The following is a 6,604-nucleotide window of genomic DNA, read 5'->3' as shown; positions in this document are numbered from 1 at the left end:
GGTTTGTTTTATTAAAATTTAAAGGAAAATTAATGATGAAGCGCAGTTTACTGGCCTTGGCGGTCACCTTGAGTATCGTTCCTACTCTTTCAAATGCAGCAGAGATTTATAATAAAGACGGCAATAAGCTGGATCTTTATGGCCGCGTAGCCGCTAAATACCTTTTCTCAAACCATAATAACGCTGACGATACCTATGTGCGTTTCGGTTTTAAGGGTGAAACACAGATTAATAGCCAATTGACCGGTTTCGGCCAGTGGGAATATAACGTAGCCGCTAAAAATGCAGAATCTCAGGGCGACAAAGGCAATAAAACCCGCTTGGGTTTTGCTGGTCTGAAATTTGCTGAGTTTGGCTCTTTCGATTACGGCCGTAACTACGGTGTAGTTTATGATGCGCTGGCCTATACCGATATGCTGCCAGAGTTCGGTGGCGACTCAATCGCTTATACCGACAATTACATGACAGGTCGTTCTACTGGTTTGGCAACTTACCGTAACTCTGACTTCTTCGGCCTGGTTAAAGGTCTGAATGTTGCTGCTCAGTATCAAGGTCGTAATGACGATGGAGATACCACTAAGAATGAGCGCGCAATCCAGAAGGCTAATGGCGACGGTTTTGGTTTGTCTGTTGATTACCAAGACATCGAAGGCAGCGGTATTGGCTTTGCGGGTGCATACTCTTCTTCCAATCGGACCTTAGGCCAAAAAACATTGGCTGACAGTGCGACAGGGGATAAAGCTCAGGCTTGGGCGACTGCGCTGAAATATGATGCAAACCAAGTTTACATCGCAGCAATGTACGGCGAAACGCTGAATATGACGCCATATAAAGCACTGATTGCGAATAAAACCCAGAACGTTGAATTGGTCGCTCAATACCAGTTCGAAAATGGCATTCGCCCGTCCATCGCTTATGTCCAGTCTAAAGGTAAAGAGCTGGCAGTTGTTGGCGATGCAGATTTGCTGAAATATGCTGAAATCGGTGTGACTTACTATATTAACAAAAACATGTTTGCCTATGTTGACTACCAGATTAACTTACTGGATGAAGATAACAATCCACTGGGCCTGGGCACTGATGATACTGTTGCAGTTAACTTGACTTACCGTTTCTAAGTTAACTTAGCAGTAATTATTACCCTTTTCTGTGTCGGAAATAGGTGAATTAAAAAGGCGGGATTTAACCCCGCCTTTTTTACATTTATTACCGACTGAAAACTCAGTGAGTGGAATGTTATGTTTCAGCGTTGATAGTGCTGTTCACCCCATGACAACATGATATGAATTAACTGTTCGAGTAACTGCTGCAAATGCGTGGCTCGCTCAGGTCGGTAGTGATAAGGCTCAGTTTCAGACATATAGTTTAACTGGGATAATTCCAGTTGCACGGCGTGTTGCTGATTCTGAGGCAGACCATATGCCCGAGTTATGTGACCACCTTTAAAGCGCCCATTCAATATATGGCTGAAGGTGGATTGATGTTGACAACATTCAATTAATTGCTTGCTTAATGATGGGTCACAACTGACACCACTATTGGTACCAAAATTCAAATCGGGTAATTGCCCTTCAAATAATCTCGGAATAACTGATGCAATTGAATGTGCATCTAACAGCAATGCATAGCCAAACTGTGCTTTAAGCCGGTCCAATTCGGATTGAAGTTGCTGATGATAAGGACGCCAGATATGTAACAGGTAAGATTGACGCTCCTGCGGCGACGGTGTTTTACCTGAGATAAAACAAGGTCGCCCATCGAACAACGTTTCGGGGAATAAGCCAGTTGTTGCTGTGGTATACAGTGGCTGATCATCCTCTGGGCGATTAAGGTCAACGACTAAGCGAGAGTAATTACCTATTAGTAAGCTGGCCCCCATATTTCTGGCAAAATCATAGAGACGAGGAATATGCCAATCAGTATCTGATAAAGGGCGTGCGGCAGCTGTTAGGCCAGCCTCCACCACGGGGGTTAGTCGGGTGCCGGCATGAGGAATGCTGATTAATAAAGGCAGTTTACCGGAGTGAAAACTTAACGGGTCAGTTAGATTCATGGGCGAACCTCTCCTTGGAAAACGACAGTCGCAGACAATTGGCCACCTAGCCAGTAAGCTAATTCGGCCGGGCGGGATAGTGGCCAATGGACCCAATTTGCCAGTTTGCCAATTTCCAATGTGCCTTGCGTCTCTTGCAGACCAAGTGCCTGAGCGGCATAGCATGTGACACCCGCCAACGCTTCTTCCGGTGTCATACGGAATAAGGTGCACGCCATATTAAGCATCAAACGCAAAGAGAGCGCAGGGGAGGTTCCTGGATTGGCATCGCTGGCCAAGGCCATTGGCACACCATACTGGCGAAACAGTTCAATGGGGGGGCATTGTGTTTCACGTAGCAAGTAATAAGCACCTGGTAGCAATACCGCCACAGTACCCGCATGGCCCATGGCTTGAACATCTGACTCAGTGGCATATTCAAGATGATCGGCCGACAATGCATTAAATTTTGCTGCAAGAGTACTGCCACCAAGTGCCGACAGTTGCTCGGCATGCAGTTTGAGCGGCAAACCGACTTTCTGGGCGGCCAAGAATATGCGCTCGACCTGTGCCGGTGAAAATGCCAGGTGTTCACAAAATGCGTCAACGGCATCGGCCAACCCCTCTTCAGCTACCCGAGGAATGACAGTATTACAAACGAAATCAATGTAGTCGTCAGCTCTGCCGGCAAACTCAGGCGGTAAAGCATGTGCTGCCAAACAGGTTGTTTTAACTGTAATGGGGAGTAATTCACCCAAACGGCGGGCAACCCGCAGCATTTTTATTTCACTTTCAAGACTAAGGCCATAACCGGATTTTATCTCTATGCAGGTCACGCCCTCGGCAAGAAGAGGTTTCAGCCGAAATAAAGCTTGTTCGAGCAATTGTTCTTCACTGGTATTCCGTGTTGCCCTGACCGTTGAGATAATCCCACCACCATTAGCGGCAATCTCTGCATAGCTGACCCCGTTAAGGCGTTGCTCAAATTCAGCACTGCGATCACCGCCAAAGACGAGATGTGTATGGCAATCAATTAAACCAGGGGTAATCAGGCCACCTTGAAAGACGATCTCACGTGAGGCATGGAGTGCTGGCAACTCTTTATGTGGCCCAATCCAGACTATTTTACCGCCTGTGACCGCTATTGCTCCTTGCGGTATCAGATGATATTCCCCTCCACACATGGTCACGATATCGGCACCGTACCACAAACTGTCACAGTGAATTACTGACACCATCTCACTCCTTCAAGCTATACCCTTTGTACCCGCCGCCACAGCGCTGCTTACTGATTGAATCACTGGCATAAGTCAGTGCTCCGAAATTTATTTGTTGCTATAGCGTTAATGATGGCGAGTACACAGCGAAATTAAGTTGTATATACAATCATGGACAACCTAGCGCATAAAGTCACTATCAGCAAGATAGAGATTTAAACAATTGCGTAACACTTCGCAGTTCTCACAGAGAAATAAAATTGATCAGGACGTCACGGTGCCTTGTGGGGTAAAACGACCATAGAGTTGATAGCGTGAGCCTGGATACAGTAATTGCGCCGCAGTGACGACCACTTTTCCATACCAGGTTCTTCGGCGAATCAACAGACAAGGCTCATGCTCATCCAATTGCAGCAGTTGTCGCTCAGTCTGGCTCGGGATCACGGCTTCAACAATATGTTCACCTTCAGTCAGAGGCGCGGCTTGTGTGAGATAGCTGTAAGGAGTTATGTGATTGAAATCCTGCTTCATATAGTCGGGGGCCGTGCTTGGATTAACACAGCGATTTTCGACTTGAACAGGGAAGTCATTCTCATAATGCACAATTTGCGAGTAGAACAACTGTTGACCGGGCAGGATCCCTAACGCTACCGCTTCTTCAGGGGTTGCCGGGCGAGCTTCTAGTTGCAGAATTTTACTGCTGTGGCGATGACCACGAGCGGTTATCTCGTCAGCAATGTTATGAACTTCAAGCAAGGCACTGTGCGCTTTTGCTTCAGCAACAAAAGTTCCCACGCCTTGCATACGAATAAGGAAACCTTCATTGGTTAATTCACGTAACGCACGATTGATAGTCATACGGCTGACCCCCAGCTCAGCAACGAGCTCGCTTTCTGAGGGAACGCGTTGATGGGGCTGCCAGACCTCGCTTCTGATCTGGTGGATAATGGCCAACTTAACCCGTTGATAAATTGGCGCCGGAGTATCGTCCATTGCGGCACTTAATTGTAAGACTTTTTGTTGTTCCGCCACGGCGTTAACCTCGTCAAATAAAAGATTTATATGCTAAGTCTACGGTTGAATTTAGCGTATGTATATGTATATACAAGTGAGTGGTTTAATTAATTGACGCCGCTGCTGCTTAGCGCGTTTGACTCTGAACAAAATATTGGGATATCGCTATGCCAGTTTATTTTACCGAGCGTGCTTTCTTATCGAGTGGATGGGCAGATAACGTACAAATTACTGTTGACGAACAGGGGTATATTCAGCGCATTGTGACCGGCAGCAGTGGTACTGGTTGTCAGGTTTTATCCGGCCCAATAGTGCCAGGCATGCCGAATCTTCACTCCCATGCCTTTCAGCGCATGATGTCTGGATTAGCCGAAATCGCCGGTAACCCACAGGATAGCTTCTGGACTTGGCGAGATCTGATGTATCGACTGGTACAGCAATTAACACCGGAAGATGTTGGTGTGATTGCCCGTCAACTGTATATCGAGATGCTGAAAGGTGGCTATACGCAAGTCGCAGAGTTTCATTATTTACACCACGATCCCGAAGGTAATCCATACAATTGCCTTGGTGAAATGACCGCTCAACTGAGTCAGGCAGCGCAAGAGGCGGGTATCGGGATGACATTGTTACCCGTATTGTACAGCTACGCGGGGTTTGGTGCTCAGCCTGCTCAGCAGGGGCAGCGCCGTTTTATTCAGAGCACCGATAGCTATCTCAAACAGCAGCAGGTCATTAGTAAACAATTGGCTAATCAGCCATTACAAAACCAAGGTTTATGTTTTCATTCTTTGCGCGCCGTAGAGCTCAGCCAAATGCAGGAGATCCTACAAGCTTCGGATAATCAATTACCGGTACATATTCATATTGCTGAGCAGCAAAAGGAGGTTAACGACTGTCTGGATTGGAGTGGGCAGCGCCCCGTTGCATGGCTGTATAACCATTTGCCTGTCGACAGCCGCTGGTGTCTGATTCATGCGACACACCTGGATAAATCCGAGCTTGTTCGTTTGGCAGAAAGTCAGGCTGTGGCAGGATTATGCCCGACTACCGAGGCTAACCTTGGTGATGGTATTTTCCCTGGGGTCGATTATCTGCATTATCAGGGGCACTGGGGTATTGGTTCAGATAGCCATGTTTCATTGGATGTGGTGGAAGAATTACGTTGGTTAGAATATGGTCAGCGCCTGCGTGATCAACGCCGTAATCGTCTGACGAGTGAGCAATATCCTGCCGTGGCTGATTTGCTTTATAGCCAAGCTTTAGCTGGAGGACGACAGGCTTGTGCCAGCAAAATTAGTCAGTTAACAGAAGGCTACCGTGCTGACTGGTTAGTACTGGATGGCGATGATCCTTATATTGCTGGTACAAAATCGGCATCTTTGTTGAATCGGTGGTTATTTGCGGGGGGCAAATCGCAAATTCGCGATGTTTATGTGGCAGGCAAAGCGGTAATAGTGGATAGATATCATCCAATGCAACAGCAATCTGCACAGGATTTTCTGACGGTATTGAAAGCCTGTCAACAGGAGGTCTGATGAGCTTTACCCTTTTTGATTTTGCCAGCTTACCCGTTAGCCGTTGGCGAAATGGCGGCGGCGAAACCCGTGAAATAGCATGTTGGCCCGTTGGTGGAGATGATTTTGCCTGGCGTGCCAGTATTGCTACTATCGAACAGGATGGCCCGTTTTCAATGTTTTCGGATATCGATCGGTCAATTACGCTGCTATCAGGTGAAGGGGTAGAACTATCCAGCCCAGGCTGGGAGGCACATACTCTTTCCAAGCCGTTGCAGCCGTTTGCTTTCCCCGGTGATATCCCTATTCATGCGCGTTTATTAGGGGGGAGTAGTCAAGACTTTAATATTATGACGCGGCGCGGTTGCTGGCAGGCATCGGTATCGTCGGTGAGTTCGGCACAAAAACTTCCTGTTTCCCATAGTGGGTTGATCTACGTTGTGAAGGGAAACTGGCTTGTTTGCCATACCGAAACACACCAACTTACTGCTTCGCAAGGCTGTTGGTGGTTGCCTGCAATTAAGGGAGGGCAATTACAGCCTCTTACTGCGGATAGCCATTTGCTATGGGTCGATTTATTTCCTTGGCGGTAAAAGGGAATATTTTTTGTAATTTTCATTACAAACCAAAGTGATGCAATTCTTTGGGATTACTTTTTCACATGCAAGACTGCTATAACTGATGCTCACATAGATACTGTGGGCATCACCGCTATACCTTTTACAATTTCCCTCTGCCACACAAACTGCAACTAAGAAGATTTCCTCATTGCCAAGGCATGCGCTTGGTCACTCGATAGTGTTCAAATTACCAGCATTTGTTAG

6 protein-coding genes are annotated in these 6,604 nt (G+C 47.0%); 3 read left to right on the top strand and 3 right to left on the bottom strand.

All coding sequences use genetic code 11. From position 1 onward, the window contains the following. Positions 1 to 32: 32 nt before the first annotated feature. On the top strand, positions 33 to 1,118 hold the full coding sequence (locus V2A85_RS21175; protein ID WP_083159048.1) for a porin: 1,086 nt from the start codon (positions 33 to 35) through the stop codon (positions 1,116 to 1,118). A gap of 125 nt (positions 1,119 to 1,243) precedes the next feature. Here V2A85_RS21175 and hutG read toward each other — a convergent pair whose 3' ends face one another. From hutG to hutC, 3 genes are all read right to left on the bottom strand, one after another. After that, positions 1,244 to 2,053, bottom strand: coding sequence for an N-formylglutamate deformylase (gene hutG, locus V2A85_RS21170; RefSeq protein ID WP_372558863.1), 810 nt, complete (start codon positions 2,051 to 2,053; stop codon positions 1,244 to 1,246). Next, complete coding sequence (hutI, locus tag V2A85_RS21165) at positions 2,050 to 3,270, bottom strand: imidazolonepropionase (RefSeq protein ID WP_420072278.1); 1,221 nt, start codon at positions 3,268 to 3,270, stop codon at positions 2,050 to 2,052. The genes hutG and hutI overlap by 4 nt, the downstream gene beginning before the upstream one ends. A gap of 243 nt (positions 3,271 to 3,513) precedes the next feature. Beyond that, entirely contained in the window at positions 3,514 to 4,281 is a 768-nt protein-coding gene (gene hutC / locus V2A85_RS21160) for a histidine utilization repressor (protein ID WP_083159045.1), read from the bottom strand. Positions 4,282 to 4,430: 149 nt separating this feature from the next. Here hutC and V2A85_RS21155 point away from each other — a divergent pair, with 149 nt between their 5' ends. Both V2A85_RS21155 and V2A85_RS21150 read left to right on the top strand, forming a co-directional pair. Further along, positions 4,431 to 5,801, top strand: a complete 1,371-nt coding sequence (locus V2A85_RS21155) for a formimidoylglutamate deiminase (RefSeq protein ID WP_420072277.1) — start codon at positions 4,431 to 4,433, stop codon at positions 5,799 to 5,801. Then, a complete protein-coding gene (locus tag V2A85_RS21150) occupies positions 5,801 to 6,373 on the top strand; it encodes a HutD family protein (protein WP_083159043.1) in 573 nt (190 codons plus the stop codon). The genes V2A85_RS21155 and V2A85_RS21150 overlap by 1 nt, the downstream gene beginning before the upstream one ends. Positions 6,374 to 6,604 lie beyond the last annotated feature (231 nt).

The sequence above is a fragment of the Yersinia sp. 1252 StPb PI genome (genome assembly GCF_048593885.1).
In the GTDB taxonomy this organism is placed as follows: Bacteria; Pseudomonadota; Gammaproteobacteria; order Enterobacterales; family Enterobacteriaceae; genus Yersinia; species Yersinia enterocolitica_E.
This window is presented reverse-complemented; position numbering and strand designations above follow the sequence as displayed.

Coding starts and splice junctions, on each gene's coding strand:
- V2A85_RS21175 (WP_083159048.1), top strand. CDS start 33: ATGATGAAGCGCAGTTTACTGGCCTTGGCGGTCACCTTGAGTATCGTT.
- hutG (WP_372558863.1), bottom strand. CDS start 2,053: ATGAATCTAACTGACCCGTTAAGTTTTCACTCCGGTAAACTGCCTTTA.
- hutI (WP_420072278.1), bottom strand. CDS start 3,270: ATGGTGTCAGTAATTCACTGTGACAGTTTGTGGTACGGTGCCGATATC.
- V2A85_RS21155 (WP_420072277.1), top strand. CDS start 4,431: ATGCCAGTTTATTTTACCGAGCGTGCTTTCTTATCGAGTGGATGGGCA.
- V2A85_RS21150 (WP_083159043.1), top strand. CDS start 5,801: ATGAGCTTTACCCTTTTTGATTTTGCCAGCTTACCCGTTAGCCGTTGG.